This is a genomic window from Streptomyces sp. NPDC001156, from assembly GCF_053598275.1.
Genome location: NZ_JBSFJX010000204.1, coordinates 1 through 13,894 on the forward strand (window position 1 = coordinate 1; position 13,894 = coordinate 13,894).

The 13,894-nt window shown below is 70.3% G+C and carries 14 protein-coding genes and 2 pseudogenes; 10 read left to right on the top strand and 6 right to left on the bottom strand.

The window, feature by feature from the left end:
* Window positions 1-145 precede the first annotated feature (145 nt).
* Window positions 146-1,069, bottom strand: coding sequence for a helix-turn-helix domain-containing protein (locus ACWDA7_RS42870; RefSeq protein WP_450612272.1), 924 nt, complete (start codon window positions 1,067-1,069; stop codon window positions 146-148).
* 168 nt (window positions 1,070-1,237) lie between these two features.
* On the opposite strand from ACWDA7_RS42870, the gene ACWDA7_RS42875 reads away from it, so the two are divergent.
* Window positions 1,238-2,278 carry an NAD(P)-dependent alcohol dehydrogenase gene (locus ACWDA7_RS42875; protein ID WP_450612274.1) on the top strand — a complete coding sequence of 347 codons (1,041 nt, stop codon included), beginning with the start codon at window positions 1,238-1,240 and terminating at the stop codon, window positions 2,276-2,278.
* A 174-nt stretch (window positions 2,279-2,452) separates the two neighbouring features.
* A complete protein-coding gene (locus ACWDA7_RS42880) occupies window positions 2,453-2,839 on the top strand; it encodes a VOC family protein (RefSeq protein ID WP_450612276.1) in 387 nt (128 codons plus the stop codon).
* Between the two features lie 80 nt (window positions 2,840-2,919).
* On the opposite strand, the gene ACWDA7_RS42885 is transcribed toward ACWDA7_RS42880, so the two are convergent.
* Both ACWDA7_RS42885 and ACWDA7_RS42890 read right to left on the bottom strand, forming a co-directional pair.
* Entirely contained in the window at window positions 2,920-3,639 is a 720-nt protein-coding gene (locus tag ACWDA7_RS42885; protein WP_450612277.1) for a DUF2637 domain-containing protein, read from the bottom strand.
* Window positions 3,640-3,662: 23 nt separating this feature from the next.
* Complete coding sequence (locus ACWDA7_RS42890) at window positions 3,663-3,836, bottom strand: hypothetical protein (protein ID WP_450612279.1); 174 nt, start codon at window positions 3,834-3,836, stop codon at window positions 3,663-3,665.
* A 482-nt stretch (window positions 3,837-4,318) separates the two neighbouring features.
* On the opposite strand from ACWDA7_RS42890, the gene ACWDA7_RS42895 reads away from it, so the two are divergent.
* Complete coding sequence (locus ACWDA7_RS42895) at window positions 4,319-5,470, top strand: baeRF10 domain-containing protein (RefSeq protein ID WP_450612281.1); 1,152 nt, start codon at window positions 4,319-4,321, stop codon at window positions 5,468-5,470.
* Between the two features lie 46 nt (window positions 5,471-5,516).
* Here ACWDA7_RS42895 and ACWDA7_RS42900 read toward each other — a convergent pair whose 3' ends face one another.
* The gene (locus ACWDA7_RS42900; protein WP_450612283.1) at window positions 5,517-6,794 is read right to left on the bottom strand and encodes an ATP-binding protein; all 1,278 of its coding nucleotides are present in this window, start codon (window positions 6,792-6,794) and stop codon (window positions 5,517-5,519) included.
* 262 nt (window positions 6,795-7,056) lie between these two features.
* Here ACWDA7_RS42900 and ACWDA7_RS42905 point away from each other — a divergent pair.
* The 3 genes and pseudogenes from ACWDA7_RS42905 to ACWDA7_RS42915 all read left to right on the top strand — a co-directional run.
* Window positions 7,057-7,545 (top strand): annotated as a pseudogene (locus tag ACWDA7_RS42905) ((2Fe-2S)-binding protein); the annotation flags it as partial.
* A 32-nt stretch (window positions 7,546-7,577) separates the two neighbouring features.
* Window positions 7,578-8,996 carry a xanthine dehydrogenase family protein molybdopterin-binding subunit gene (locus ACWDA7_RS42910; protein ID WP_450612285.1) on the top strand — a complete coding sequence of 473 codons (1,419 nt, stop codon included), beginning with the start codon at window positions 7,578-7,580 and terminating at the stop codon, window positions 8,994-8,996.
* 28 nt (window positions 8,997-9,024) lie between these two features.
* On the top strand, window positions 9,025-9,471 hold the full coding sequence (locus tag ACWDA7_RS42915; protein WP_450612287.1) for a GMC oxidoreductase: 447 nt from the start codon (window positions 9,025-9,027) through the stop codon (window positions 9,469-9,471).
* A 77-nt stretch (window positions 9,472-9,548) separates the two neighbouring features.
* On the opposite strand, the gene ACWDA7_RS42920 is transcribed toward ACWDA7_RS42915, so the two are convergent.
* The gene (locus tag ACWDA7_RS42920; RefSeq protein ID WP_450612289.1) at window positions 9,549-10,631 is read right to left on the bottom strand and encodes a sulfite oxidase; all 1,083 of its coding nucleotides are present in this window, start codon (window positions 10,629-10,631) and stop codon (window positions 9,549-9,551) included.
* Between ACWDA7_RS42920 and ACWDA7_RS42925 the strand changes: the two genes are divergently transcribed.
* Together ACWDA7_RS42925 and ACWDA7_RS42930 are read left to right on the top strand one after the other, a co-directional pair.
* Window positions 10,593-10,967, top strand: a complete 375-nt coding sequence (locus ACWDA7_RS42925) for a DinB family protein (protein WP_450612291.1) — start codon at window positions 10,593-10,595, stop codon at window positions 10,965-10,967. The genes ACWDA7_RS42920 and ACWDA7_RS42925 overlap by 39 nt on opposite strands.
* Window positions 10,968-10,971: 4 nt before the next feature.
* On the top strand, window positions 10,972-11,259 hold the full coding sequence (locus ACWDA7_RS42930) for a DUF1905 domain-containing protein (RefSeq protein ID WP_450612293.1): 288 nt from the start codon (window positions 10,972-10,974) through the stop codon (window positions 11,257-11,259).
* Here the strand turns inward: ACWDA7_RS42930 and ACWDA7_RS42935 are convergent.
* Window positions 11,256-11,492, bottom strand: coding sequence for a hypothetical protein (locus ACWDA7_RS42935; RefSeq protein WP_450612295.1), 237 nt, complete (start codon window positions 11,490-11,492; stop codon window positions 11,256-11,258). The two genes, ACWDA7_RS42930 and ACWDA7_RS42935, sit on opposite strands and share 4 nt — an antisense overlap.
* Before the next feature lie 803 nt (window positions 11,493-12,295).
* Here ACWDA7_RS42935 and ACWDA7_RS42940 point away from each other — a divergent pair.
* Together ACWDA7_RS42940 and ACWDA7_RS42945 are read left to right on the top strand one after the other, a co-directional pair.
* The gene (locus tag ACWDA7_RS42940) at window positions 12,296-12,754 is read left to right on the top strand and encodes a hypothetical protein (RefSeq protein ID WP_450612297.1); all 459 of its coding nucleotides are present in this window, start codon (window positions 12,296-12,298) and stop codon (window positions 12,752-12,754) included.
* Window positions 12,755-13,031: 277 nt separating this feature from the next.
* Window positions 13,032-13,894, top strand: a pseudogene (locus ACWDA7_RS42945) (S8 family serine peptidase); the annotation flags it as partial.

Below are 13,894 nucleotides of genomic sequence, written 5' to 3' on the forward strand. Positions count from 1 at the left end.
GTATTATGCGTATATCAAAACCGTTAAACCGCAATTACCGCGGTGCGCGCCCCGCCCGCCGACCCCCGCGGCCCCCGCCGCGCCGTCCGTGTTTCCACCGATCGCCGGCCCCTCATCGACCGCCCATGGCGTCGAGCGCAGGGCCTCAGGAGCGGGGCGCGGTCGTGCCCGCCCGGGTGGCGTCCGTACCCCAGCTGGCCAGCAGCCGCAGAGCCTCCGCCGACGGCGAACCCGGCTCGGCGTGATACGTCACCAGCCCCAGCTCACCGTCGTCCGGCAGCCTGAACGACTCGAACTGCAAGGCAAGATCGCCCACCAGCGGATGCCGCATCAGCTTGAGCCCGTGGCTCTTCTCCTTGACGTCGTGCGTCGCCCACAGCCGCCGGAACGCCTCGCTCTTCACCGACAGCTCCCCGACGAGCGCGGACAGCTGCGGATCGTCCGGGTGGCACCCGGCCTCGTACCGCAGCTGGCACACGATGTCGATCGCCTTCTGCTCCCAGTCCACGAACAGATCGTGGTACTCGGCCCGCAGGAAGACCATGCGGGCCCAGTTCCGCTCCTGCTGCGGTACCTGGGACCAGTCCCCGAAGACGGCGGCGGCCATCCTGTTCCACGCCAGGACCTCCGCACGCCGCCCCACGATGTAGGCCGGGACGCCGTCGAAGGCGTCCAGCAGCTGCCGCAGCGGAACCCGCACGTGCTGGGACCGCGCCGCCGGCTTCTTCTTGTGGGCCTTCGGCTTGGCGAGATGGGTCAGATGGGCGTGCTCCGCGTCGCTCAGCCGCAGCGCGCGGGCGATGGCCCCGAGCACCTCCGCGGACACGTTCTGCCCGTTGCCCTGCTCCAGACGCGTGTAGTAGGCCACGGACACCCCGGCCAGCTGGGCCAGCTCCTCGCGGCGCAGGCCCGGCACCCGCCGGTACCGCCCGAAGTCCGGCAGTCCCACGTCCTCGGGCTTGAGCCGGGCTCGCCGAGTGCGCAGGAACTCGCTGAGCTCGGCGCGGCGGTCCAGAGCCTGACCGGATGCCGGGGCAGACGCCTGCATGGAGTCGGGGTTTGCGTCCATACACCCAGTATTCCTGTTGGTAGGACTGTGAGGCTGACCCGGCCAGTGGTAGGAAGCCCGGACGTATGCAGAGCCGTGGCCTGGGTGAGCCCGGCGCCTCCGGGCAGGCTGGACGCCGTGCCCGGTGGAAGGCTGCCGGGCACGCGACCCCCCAAGGAGAAATCCGGCATGACCACCGTTGCTGCGTACGCCGCACCCGCTGCCAAGGCTCCGCTCGAGCGCACCACGATCGAGCGCCGCGAGGTCGGTGAGTTCGACGTACTGATCGACATCAAGTTCGCCGGCATCTGTCACTCGGACATCCACCAGGCCCGTGAGGGCTGGGGCGAGGCGATCTTCCCGATGGTTCCGGGCCACGAGATCGCGGGCGTCGTCTCCGCGGTCGGCTCCGGCGTGACCAAGTTCGAGGTCGGCGACCGCGTGGGCGTCGGCTGCATGGTCGACTCCTGCCGCGAGTGCGAGAACTGCGAGGCCGGCCTGGAGCAGTACTGCCTCAAGGGCATGGTCGGCACATACAACGCCCTCGACAGGAACGGCGAGCCCACCTACGGCGGCTACTCCGAGAAGATCGTCGTCGACGAGAAGTACACCGTGCGCATCCCGGACGGCCTCTCCCTCGACGTGGCCGCCCCCCTGCTGTGCGCCGGCGTCACCACGTACTCCCCGCTGCGGCACTGGAACGCGGGACCCGGCAAGAAGGTCGCGGTCCTCGGCCTGGGCGGTCTCGGGCACATGGCCGTCAAGCTCGCGCACGCGATGGGCGCCGAGGTGAGCGTGCTCTCCCAGTCCCTGCGCAAGAAGGACGACGGGCTGAAGCTGGGCGCCGACCACTACTACGCCACCAGCGACCCGAAGACCTTCGAGGAGCTGCGCGGCACGTTCGACCTGATCGTCTCGACCGTGTCGGCGCCGCTGGACTTCGGCGCCTTCCTCTCGCTGCTGAAGTCGGACGGCGCGCTGGTGAACGTGGGTGCGCCCGAGGAGCCCATCTCGTTCAACCTGTTCTCGCTGATCTCGGGCCGCAAGACCCTCGCCGGCTCCGCCATCGGCGGCATCCGAGAGACCCAGGAGATGCTGGACTTCTGCGCGGAGCACGGCATCGGCGCCGAGATCGAGCTGATCGGCGCGGCCGAGATCAACGACGCGTACGAGCGGGTGCTGAACAGCGATGTGCGGTACCGGTTCGTGATCGACGCAGCCACCATCTGAGTGCTGCCCGGTGACCGGCGGCGTGCGGCGGCCCCACGGCACGTCGAGCGCCGCCGGCCGGACCGGACGCACGGCTCCGGCGGCTTGACCGATGCGCGCGCCCGTGAGGGTTCGGGGCAGCGGCGGTAGCGTGGAAAGCGGTTCTGGCAGCCCAGGGGACAGGAGGCCCGGCCCATGACCGTAGAGCTCAACCACACGATCGTCGCCGCGCACGACAAACAGGCGTCCGCGAGGTTCCTCGCGGATCTGCTGGGGGTGGACGTGGCCCCGGACTTCGGCCCGTTCGCCCCGGTGGAGATCGCGAACGGCGTGACGCTGGACTTCATGGATACCGAGGAGCCGATCACTCCGCAGCACTACGCCTTCCTCGTCTCCGAGGACGACTTCGACGCGATCTTCACCCGGATCCGCGCAGGGCGACTCAGGTACTGGGCGGACCCGTATCATCACCGCCCCGGCGAGATCAACCACAACGACGGCGGCCGCGGAGCGTACTTCGACGATCCGAACGGCCACAACCTGGAGATCCTGACGAGGCCGTACGGGAGCGGCGGGGACTGAGCCCCGGGCCCCAGACGCGCGCGAACCGCCGGTGGGCCGCCGAGCTGCGGTCGGCGGCCCACCGGCGGTTCGCTTCGCCGTCAGCCGCCGGACTGCTCTTTGACCGGCGCGGCGTGCCGGGGGCGGTACTTCGAGGAGACCTGGCCCACGAGTTCCCGGAAACACACCAGGGCGGTGATCGGCGGAATTCCTACGATCACCATCGACAGCATCGAATATGCCGAGTGGCTGACGCACAGCGCCACCGCCGTGGCCGAGGCGACCAGGACGACGCCCCATGACCGGCGGGCGGTCCGGTGCTGAACGGCGGCCCGCAGAATCGACAGGGCTGCCACGAACCACGGTCCGTACACCGTCAGCGGCCACCATTGCGCCAGCGGTGCCGGAAGCACCGTCGAGGCGATGGCGCGGAGCTGACCGTACGAATAGGCGATGGACCAGCCGAGCATGGCCACCGCGCAGGCGGCGATGGTGGCGACCAGGATCGTGACAGGGGTGACTTTCTGGCCGCTGTCGAGGATGTGGGATCCCGGACGTGGGCGCCGCCGGTCGATGCGGTGGCGGTGCTGCCCGTCGAACGGGGGCGGAGCGGGGTCCGTACCGGACACCGTGGACAGCATCTGGGCGAGTTCCTCGTCCGGATCCCAGCCGTTCGGTGCGATGTCCTGACCCTGCGCGCTCCAGACGTGAGGTGCCTCGAGGGGATCACCACTGTAGGAATGCTGACCGAGCGCGTCGTAGTCGGTTCTCAGGCCGAACTGAATGTCGTAGAGGCTCGGCTCGCCGTGCAGCCTGTCCATTCTCAGCTCCTCCGCGCCCTCGCTCAGGACGCTGCGTCGACAGCGCGCAGGTATTCGCTTTCCATGTCGCCGATCTTCTTGAGGAAATCTTCAAGAATGTCTGAACACCCCTTGTGGAGCACCTCGCCGCCGGCCGGGTCGTGCCACAGGGCTCCGCTTCCGACGGGGACCTGATCTTCCGGTTCGTTCCAAGTCACGATCACCTAACGAGCGCCATACGGTGGAAGCTATCCGGCATTCGAGGGAATGATTTCTCGAAGAAACGTTTCACCGGTCCGATGAACCTATACGGCCGCCGTAATTCAAGATATGCGGGAAACCATATTTCCGTGAATGCTTTTCACTCTCGGCGATGCCTTCCGCTTGACCCACCGGAGACTCGGCCGGGAGTCGCACGAAGGTGCCCACGGTCAGGACACCCCAGGGCGCCGAGCCCGTGGCGGCCCGCCGGGTGCCGGTACGGGCACCGCTGACGGAGAGCGCTTGCTGAAGCGGGGGGCGGTCCCAGCACGGCGGTGCCAGACACCGCTCGCCACGGGCTCCTTTCCGCCGGTCCCTCCCTGTCGTGGCCCGGGGAGACCCCCGCCGGGGTACCCGCGAGCACCGCGCCGCGTTTGCCGCCGCCGCTCCCACCTCGTTAGCTGGAAGAGCAGAGCTCATCGAGCGGCGAGGAGCGGCGATGATCACCCAACAGCAGGTCGAGCGAATATTGCGGCTGAGCGGCGACGGACTCCCGTTCGTCTCCCTCTACATCCCGGTGGAACCGGAGAGGCCCGACCGCCGCGTCTTCAGCAGCCGAGTGGCCAGCCTGCTGGACCGCATCAGGCCGCTCGCCGAGGACGGCTCGGCGGAGCACGCCGTGCGGCTCTCGCTGCGGGAAGACATCGCGAGAATCGAGACGACCCTGGCGGAGGAGCCCGTCCGGCCGGGCGCCGTCGCGGTCTTCTCCTGCGGCGGCCGCGGCATCTACGAACAGATGTGGCTGCCCCGGCCCACCCGCGAGCGCATCCTGGTGGACGCCGATCCCTACGTCCGCCCGCTGCTGGGCGTGCTCGACGAGTACTACCGCACCTGTGCGGTCATCGTGGACAAGAGCGTGGGCCAGGTCTGGGAGTACTACCTCGACGACGTCCGGGAGTTGGAGGTGATCCGCGACCGGGTGACGCGCAGACACGCCTACGCCGAGCAGTTCGGCGAGTACCGCGTCCGCAACAAGGCCGACGAGCTGAGCAAGAAGCACTACCGGCGCCTGGTCGGCGAGCTCAGACGGCTGTTCGGGGGCGGGGGCTACGACCTGCTCGCCGTCGGCGGCCAGGCGCACGAGGTGCCGGGCTTCGTCGACTTCCTGCCGCGTGAGCTGAAGGAGCGGCTCGTCGGGACCTTCACCATCGACCGGGAGACCGCGACGGCCGAGGACGTCAGGAAGAAGGTGCGGGGGCTCGTCGCCGACCACGCGCACCAGGAGCAGCGGCGGCTGGTCGGCCAGACCCTGGAGGCCAAGGCGGCCAGCAGACCCGCGGCCGTCGGTCTCGACGAGACGCTGTGGGCGGCGTCGCTGGCCGCGATCGGGACGCTGGAGGTGGACGAGCAGGCCGTCGTTCCGGGACGGGTGTGCGACCGGGACGGGCTGCTGTCGCGCTCGGAGAAGGCCTGCCCGCTGTGTGGGGATCCGCTGCGGGAGGTGCCCGACGTGATCGACGAACTGGCCGAGTCCGTCATCGACGACGGGGGCGAGGTGCGGCACGTCGACGCGGAGACGGCGCTGCGCGCGGAGCAGACCGCGGCTCTGCTGCGCTTCGAACTCCCCCCGCAGCCGGTGGCCGTGCCGTAGTCCGCCGGGTCCGGGACCCGGTGTCAGTCGCGGTGCCAGACGCGCCTCACAGCCGGCTGTACTTCTCGATGTCCTCGGTGAACTCCTCGATCGCCCGTGCCGTGAGCGTCGGCCGGGTGTCCGCGATGGCGGCCATGTAGTCCTCGGTGGTGGCGGGTTCGCCCCGGCGATGCGTCACCTCGCGTTCGAACGCGGCCTGAGCACCCTTGCGGGCGGCGAACTCGATGTCGGCCGGGGTGAACAGCTCGCTGGCCGCCACCAGTCGGGGCAGCTCCACCGAGTGGAGGGCGCCCTTGAGGTAGCGGGTCCAGATGGCGGCCCGCGCGGTGGGGTCCGGGGGCCCGATCGGGATGACGTAGTCGAACCTGCCCGGCCGCAGGAAGGCCGGATCGAGGGAGCGCACCGAGTTGGTGGCGCACACCAGCAGGCGAGCGCCGCCCTCCCGGAACCGGGGGATGAGTTTGAGCAGCTCGTTGGTGACTCCGTGCCCCGGGTCGACCGCCTTCCCCGACCGCACGCCGGCGATCTCCTCCACCTCGTCGATGAAGAGCAGCACCGAGTCCAGCTCCGCTAGGTCCGCGAACACCTGCCGCAGTGCCACGGCCAGCCCCTCGCTCGTGTCGGCCGCGAGCCGGGACGGGAAGAGTTCGACGAACGGCCAGCTCAGCCGTGAAGCCACCGCCATGGCGAAGCTGGTCTTCCCGGTCCCGGGCGGACCGAAGAGGATGACCGCCTTCGGGGGCGCGACGCCGTAGCGGTCGGCAAGCGCCGGCTCCGTCAGCGGGAGCACCACCCGGCGCTCGACGACCTGCTTCTCCCGTTCCATGCCGGCCATGGCGTCCCAGAGTCCGTCGGCCAGCATGCGGCCGCCCAGCGCCCGCAGCGCGTCGGCGTTGCCGGTCTCCTGCGGTTCGAGTTTCTCGTAGTAGGTCAGGCCGTCACGGGACAGATAGCCGGAGCGGTCCAGCGCCTTCGTCCCGGCGGCCCCGGCCGGCAGCAGGGCACTGATACGGCGTACGCCCATCGCTCGCAGCCGTCGTTCCAGCTCGGCCAGCAGGGCGCTGCCGATCCCGCGCTCGCGCCAGCGGGAGGCGAGCGCCACCAGCAGGATCCACGCCCGCTTGCCGTGCGGCTGCGCCACCGCCATGCCCACCAGTTCGTCGCCGACGACCGCGACCACCGCCATCTGACCGTTCTTGGCGGCGGTCATCACCTCGGAGACCGGGAAGACCGGTTGCTCGTCGGCCCCGCGGCTCTGGTCCCAGATCTCGATCGCCTGGTCAAGGTCGTCGTCGTGATAGTCACGCAGATGCCATGCAGGCATCGCCACCACCTCGCCCGTGTCCGGATGTCCAATTTTCACCCGCCGAGTCGTGAGCTGCTTCTTCTGCCGGTGCGGTGGCTGCTCGTCCCGCCGGGCCCTGGGCTGCGGGTCTTGCCGAGCTGCGGGCGGCGCGCCCGTCAAAGAGCGGCGGCACGGAACGGTGTGCCCGGACCTCCTGGTCCCCCTCGCGGCCCCGCGAAGTTGCGGAGGCCAGGACTCTCGGAAAGACTCGATCACGCAGTGTTTGCCCGGATCCCGGCACATGGTGTTGGGGGTGTGCCCCGCGGACATGGAAATCACGTTGCGGGTCGACGGGCGGGAGCACCGGCTCGTCGTCGACACCCGCACCAGCCTGCTGGACGCCCTGCGCGAGCGCCTTGGGATCACCAGCCCGAAGAAGGGCTGCGACCACGGGCAGTGCGGCGCCTGCACCGTTCTGCTGGACGGCCGCCGGGCTCTCGGCTGCCTGGCGCCGGCGGTGGCGTACGAGGACACGGAGATCGTCACGGCCGCCGGTCTGGCCGACGGGGAGGGTCTGCACCCCATGCAGCGCTCGTTCATCGAGCACGACGCGTTTCAGTGCGGCTACTGCACGCCGGGCCAGATCGTCTCGGCGGTCGGGATGCTGGCGGAGGCGCGGGCGGCCTGGCCGAGCGCGGTCAGCAGCGACCCGAACGTCGTCGAGGTCGACCTCGACGACGCCGAGATCGCCGAGCGGATGAGCGGCAACCTGTGCCGCTGCGGCGCCTATGCGTGCTGGGGCTCGAGCCGCAGCGGGTCCATGTGGTCTCCCCGCACGTCGGAGGCGCCTTCGGGTCGAAGGTCTACTGCCATGCGTACGCCGTCCTCGCCGCGATGGCCGCTCAGTTCGTGCGCCGGCCCGTCAAGTTCGCCCTCACCCGCCGGCAGATGTTCTCCCTGGTGGGCTACCGGCCCGCCACCATCCAGCGCATCCGGCTCGGCGCCGACACGAGGGGGCATCTCATCGCGATCGCCCACGACGTGATCGCGCAGACCGCCAAGGCCAAGGGCTACGCCGAGCAGGTCGCCGTGTGCACCCGGGTGATGTATGCCGCGCCCCACCGGCGCACCACCCACCGACTGGCGCCCCTGGACCTGCCGGTGCCGACGATCATGCGGGCGCCGGGTGATGCCGAGGGCATGTTCGCGCTGAAGTCGGCCGTGGACGAGATGGCCGCCGCCTGCGGCCTGGACCCCGTCGAGTTCCGGATCCGCAACGAGCCCGCCGTCGACCCCGAGACCGGCCGGTCGTTCTCCAGCCGCCATCTGGTGGCCTGCCTGCGCGACGGCGCCCGCCGGTTCGGGTGGCAGGGGCGCAACTTCTTCCCCCGGGCGCGGCGCGACCGGGGCTGGCTGGTCGGGACGGGTGTGGCCGCCTCGACCTACCCCTCGCCCCGCTTCCCGGGGAACGTCACGACGATCCGGGTCGGCCCCGACGGGCACTTCACGGTGCTGATCGCCGCCGCCGACCTCGGCACCGGCACCTGGACGGCGCTCACCCAGATCGCCGCGGACGCGCTGGGCGTGACCGTCGACGACGTGGAACTGCGGATCGGGGACGCGGAGTTGCCGCGCGCTTCGCCCGCCGGCAGCTCGTCCGGGATCAACAGCTGGGGCACCTCCATCGTCGAGACGGCCCGCAGGCCGCGCGCGCTCCTGGAGGTCCAGCACGGTGGCGTCGTTCCGCAGCAGGGACTGGAGGTCACCGCCGACATGCCCGACAACCCCGACGCCGCGCGCTATGCGATGCACAGCTTCGGAGCCCAGTTCGCCGAGGTCCGGGTGCACGCCGACACCGGCGAGGTACGGGTCCCGCGGCTGCTCGGGGTCTTCGACGCGGGCCGGGTGATCAACCCCAAGACCTGCCGCTCGCAGCTGCTCGGGGGCATGACCATGGGCCTGTCCATGGCCCTGCACGAACAGGGCGTGGTCGACCCGCGGTTCGGGCACGTGGTCAACCAGGACTTCGCCGAGTACCACATGGCTTCCAACGCCGACGTCGGCTTGATCGAGGCCTACTGGGTGGACACGGAGGATCCGTACACCAACCCGATGGGGGCCAAGGGCGTCGGCGAGGTCTGCATCGTCGGCACCGCCGCGGCGATCGCCAACGCCGTGCACCACGCGACCGGCATTCGGGTCCGGGACCTGCCGATCACCCTGGACAAGCTGCCTCAGTAGGGCGCCGCCGAAGGAACACGGCACAGAGATGGACCAGTTCGACCACGTCGTGGTGGGCGCGGGCAGCGTCGGCTGCGTCATCGCCGCGCGGCTGTCGGAGGATCCGCGGGCGTCGTGGTCCGTGCGATGGCCGCGGATGAAGGACATCGCGTCGATACTGCTGGACCCGCCGAGGCTCACCCGCTTCGACCAACGGTGCGACAAGGAGGCACTCCCCGGCTTCGAGGTGCACGACGCGAGCGAGCTGCGCGACTACCCGCGCCGCGACACCGACCCGTGCCAACACGCGGCGGGCACCTGCCGGATGGGTACAGACCTGGCGGCGGTCGTCGACCCCCAGCTGCGCGTGCACGGCCTCGACGGACTGCGCATCGCGGACGCCTCGGTGATGCCGGCCCTTCCCGGCGCCAACACCGACGCCGCGGTCCACGCGATCGCCGAACGGGCGGCGGGCCTGCTGCGCGGCCGGGCATAGGAGCCCCGGACCTGGCCCTCGGTGCGTGCCGGGCCTGTGCCGGCCGCTGGGCCCCGCCGCTCCACCGAAGCGTCCGGTCAGGGACGGCAGGTGATGTGCAGGTGGGCCGCGGCGTTGTTGGCGTACCCCCGGGGGTTCCAGACGGTCGTGGGGGATTCGGCCTGCACGGCTGCGGTGGAGTCCCAGGCGCGGGCGATGAGCTCGACCTCGCCCGGGGGCAGGGTGAGCGTGACGCGCCAGTGCTGCCAGGTCCAGGGATTCTCCGGCGGGTCGAGATCCGCGTGGAGCCAGGTGCTGCCGTGGTCGGCGGAGACATCCACGCGTGCCACGGTCCGGTCGTCCCCGGCGAAGGCGAACCCGCTGACCTCGGTCGGTCCGGAGTCCAGGTGGGCGTCCTTGCCGGGCCGCAGAACGGCGCAGTGGATGGCGATCGGGCCGAGGGTGATGCCGTCGCCCGGTCCGGCCGTCTCGGGGTCGGCCTCGGGGGGCAGGATGCTGTATTCGGTCTGGAAGTAGTTGTCTGTCGGTTCTGCCTGTGCGCTGATGCGCTCGAGCCATTTGACGCTCCGGGCGCCGATCCAGCCCGGGACGACCACGCGCAGGGGTGCGCCGTGCGCGACGGGCAGTTCCTGGTCGTTCATGGCCCAGGCCAGAAGCACCTCGCCGGAGGTCGCCTTGGCCACCGGTATGGAGCCGCCGAAGGGCTGGGGCGGGTCGGCCTGCTGTGACACGTCGGCGCCGGTGAAGGCGATGTGGGCCGCTTCCGGCCGCACTCCGGCCGCGGCCAGCACATCTGCCAGGCTCACCCCGCTCCATCTCGCCGTGGAGATGGCTCCGGGGCCCCAGGGGACCTGGCCGGGTATGTCGCGGACCTCGATGAGATCGGCGCGGCGGTTGCCCGCACACTGCAGTGTCGCCACCACCGTCCGCTCGGGGAAGCCACGAAGATCGTCCGTCGACAACTCCAACGGACGATCGACCAGGCCTTCCACGCGCAGCCGCCAGCTCTCGGAGTCGATGCGGGGGATCGGCGCGTGGTTGCGGCCGTAGAAGGTGTCCAGGGGGGTGATCTGGGCTTTGAGGGCGCCAGGAGGTGTCTCGGCGTTGTAGGGCTCGTCCTGGTGCACGAGCATGTCGTCGCGTTTATTCCATATGCCCATAAGCCTCATGGTGGTCGCTTCAGCCCGAATCGTCCTCCGGGACGGTCATGCGGCAACGGGCAGGACACCCCGGTCGGGGTCCCACGGCAGGGACAGCCGTACGACCGTGACGCCCGCCCGTCGTTCGACGAGACGCTAGCCTTGCGGCTGGAGGCGATGGCGATGATGCGGCGCGTGGTCGACGGTCTGACCGAGTCGCTCGCGGGTCCCGGTAGGCCGAATGAGGGTGAGACCACCTTCCCACTCCGCGAGTGCCTGCTGGTCGACCTCAACGAGGAGTGGTGGCACCGCAAGTACGCCGAGCGTGACTCGGCGGTCCTCGAGGAACGGGGCTGACGTCGTGGATCTCGTCTTCACCGGCCGGGTGATCGAATGGCGCGGGCCGTCTCCGTACCACTTCGTGCCTGTGTCCGCCGAGGAGTCCGCCGACATCCGCGAGGTGGCTGCGATGGCCACGTACGGCTGGGGCGTGATCCCGGTCAGGGCTCGGATCGGCGAGGTCGTGTTCGATACGTCTCTCTTCCCGAAGGACGGCGGCTACCTGCTGCCACTCAAAGACGCCGTGCGCCGGCCGCAAGGCCTCGCGACGGGCGATGACGTGACCGTGGAGATGACCGTCCGTCTCTAGGCCTGGGCAGCCGGTGCGGCGGCGCCAGACCCACGTTCGGAGACCCCGGTGGGAGTCCACCGCACCACTCCGTCCTCGCCCGCCACCATGAGCAGCGGCTGGTCCGGATGCCATGCCACGGCGGGTGTCCGTTCCATCCGCTCCCAGCCCACGGCGTCGCCGTAGACGGCCGACTCGGCGCCGACGGTACCGAGTTGGTGCAGCTGCCCTGATCCGAACTCCCAGACGTGCACCGCAGGACGTTCCGAATCCAGGCCGGCCACCAAGGGAAGTCGCGGATGGCACACCAGCCGCTCAACAGGCCCGCCACTGAGTCGCACACGTACCACAGTCTCCACAACGGTCACCGTGACACCGTAGTTGAAGCCGAGCCGCGCCGATCAGGGTCGACCTGCGCGCACCACGGAGGCGGACGCCTGCCTGTCGTGCCCGCCGAGCGGCCGGCCGCTCGTCGGGGCCACACCGGACGGGAACGACACACCGGAGCCGCCCGGCCCGCAGCGACCGGCCGGGTTCTCGTGCGGCCGCAGCCGACGTGGCGCCAGTGCCTTTCGGCGGGGGCGTCCGGGGTGTCGGCATGGGGCCATGCGGTGGGCGTGTTTGGCGGGCAGCCGCGTATGTCGTCGAGCACGCACGGGACTTGGTGAGGACGTGGCACTGGTGGCCACCCCAGGGGAGTCCAGGGGCTGAGGTGGACGATGTCGGGCCAAGCGGTGAGCAGGTGGGGGCTCCTGGGCACTCGCCGGGCGGAGCCGTCTCAGGGCCGGTGATCTTCGCTCGGATGGCGGCGCATTCCCGTCGCGGTGAGCGCCGGCCCCTGGACGAGCCGCGGGTTCGACGGTGATGTCGCCGCCCAGGGTGCCGGGCAGATCGCGCGCGGTGCGAGTCGGCGATCCGGTCGCGATCCCCTGCCGCCCGGGTGGCATCCGATTGCGGCCGGGCCGATGCCAACTTAGCTTCGGGGTGTCGGAATCTCCCGATAAGTACGCATAGGTTCCTATGTCTGCTTTCCCGTGATGCATCGAACGGAGCATCCATGTCCGTGATGACCGGTACCCAACCCATCCAGCAGCAGTTCGGCCAGCAGATGGCCGGAGGACAGCAGCAGATCGCGCAGATCGTCCAGCAGGCGATTCAGCAGGCGTGCCAGCAGGCCAGCCAGCAGGTGGCGCAGCGCATGCAGCAGACGCTGCAGCAGATCCAGCAGGTCCAGCAGCAGCTCCAGCAGCAGGGCATGTCGCAGCAGGCGCATCCGTATCTCGCGCTGGCGCTGCACCACACGCTGCACGCAGGCGTCCGCAGCGCGGTGGAGCAGTCCGTGCAGCAGGCGCTGCCGACGGCGATCGTGACGCTGCTCCAGCAGAGTCAGCAGAGTCAGCAGGGCCAGCAGGGCCAGCAGCAGTGGGGCGGCGGCGGCTTCGGCCAGCAGATCCCGCAGTACCAGCAGCCCGGCTTCGGCTTCGGGCAGATGGGCCAGCCCTTCGGTATCGGCTGACCCCTGGGCGGAGCGCGATGCGGTGTGTCCCGGACTGGTTCCCGGGCACACCGCATCACCGTGGAAGCGCGAGCCGCCATCGCCGGATGAGGAGCACAAGTACGACGTAGGCGTGGTGAAGGTGGACGTAATGGTCAAAGAAAGGCCCGGAAACAACCGTGGGAACGGGTCCGAGGGTGCGGCGGCGGGTAGGCCGGGACCCGGGGGCGAGGAAGCGGGATCACGCAGGAAGGGCGCGCACTCACCACTCTCGGTGCGGCCGCGTCGCGAACGGTACATGGTCACGCCGCTGCCGCAGAGCCTGCTCCCGCCGGGGGTTCCCGAACTGAGCATGGACGCGGTCTGCGACCGGCTCGACCGGATGCCCGAGGTCAAGGTGACCCGCAGACTCCAGCCGTCGGAAAAGCTCCAGTCGACCGGACTGCAGCCCTTCTGCCCGGAGATCGCGGTCGTCGAGGCGGCCGAGGCCCAGGTGCCGGCGATGCGGTCGCTGCATGTGCACATCGAACCGGACCTGCCGCTGTCCGTGGCCGGGCCGGTCGCCGCGCCGGCCGCCGGAGCCGTGCCGCTCCGTGATCCGGGGCTGGTGATGCCCCTGGAACAACCCGTGGACATCACGTTGCGCGTCTGCGGTCCCGACGGCGAACCGCTGGCGGGTGTGGGGGTGTTCCTGATCGGCTCGACATGGCCGGCCCAGGGCATCACCGGGGCCGACGGGACGGCCACCATCACCCTGGCGACGGAATCCGAACGATCCGTCGAGTCCCTCTACATCCGGCCCAAGGACGGCTACACGGACCGCTGGATCCATCGGCCCGACCTGTCGGCGACCGAGGAGAACGTCGTCGCCCTCACCCCGCTCGCCAAGGTGTACCCGGAGCTGGAGCAGCGGCAGCAGTACGGCTGGGGCCAGCAGGCCATGCGGCTGGACACGCTGCCCCCGACGTTCCGCGCCTTCGGCGTCAAGATCGCGCTCATCGGTTCGGGTGTCAGTGCCGAGCACCCCGATCTGAAGCAGCGGGTGCGTTCCGGGACCGATCTCGTGCACGGCACGGACGAGGGCTGGGCGAAGGACGAGGTGGGCACCGGTACGCACGCGGCGGGCGTCATCGCCGGGGCGGACACCGGCAAGGGCGTCAT

What these genes read in the sequence shown, in the direction of transcription:
- ACWDA7_RS42920 (WP_450612289.1), bottom strand. Translation starts at nt 10,631, where the DNA reads ATGGGCATATGGAATAAACGCGACGACATGCTCGTGCACCAGGACGAG.
- ACWDA7_RS42895 (WP_450612281.1), top strand. Translation starts at nt 4,319, where the DNA reads ATGATCACCCAACAGCAGGTCGAGCGAATATTGCGGCTGAGCGGCGAC.
- ACWDA7_RS42875 (WP_450612274.1), top strand. Translation starts at nt 1,238, where the DNA reads ATGACCACCGTTGCTGCGTACGCCGCACCCGCTGCCAAGGCTCCGCTC.
- ACWDA7_RS42885 (WP_450612277.1), bottom strand. Translation starts at nt 3,639, where the DNA reads ATGGACAGGCTGCACGGCGAGCCGAGCCTCTACGACATTCAGTTCGGC.
- ACWDA7_RS42880 (WP_450612276.1), top strand. Translation starts at nt 2,453, where the DNA reads ATGACCGTAGAGCTCAACCACACGATCGTCGCCGCGCACGACAAACAG.
- ACWDA7_RS42915 (WP_450612287.1), top strand. Translation starts at nt 9,025, where the DNA reads ATGGACCAGTTCGACCACGTCGTGGTGGGCGCGGGCAGCGTCGGCTGC.
- ACWDA7_RS42900 (WP_450612283.1), bottom strand. Translation starts at nt 6,794, where the DNA reads ATGCCTGCATGGCATCTGCGTGACTATCACGACGACGACCTTGACCAG.
- ACWDA7_RS42870 (WP_450612272.1), bottom strand. Translation starts at nt 1,069, where the DNA reads ATGGACGCAAACCCCGACTCCATGCAGGCGTCTGCCCCGGCATCCGGT.
- ACWDA7_RS42940 (WP_450612297.1), top strand. Translation starts at nt 12,296, where the DNA reads ATGTCCGTGATGACCGGTACCCAACCCATCCAGCAGCAGTTCGGCCAG.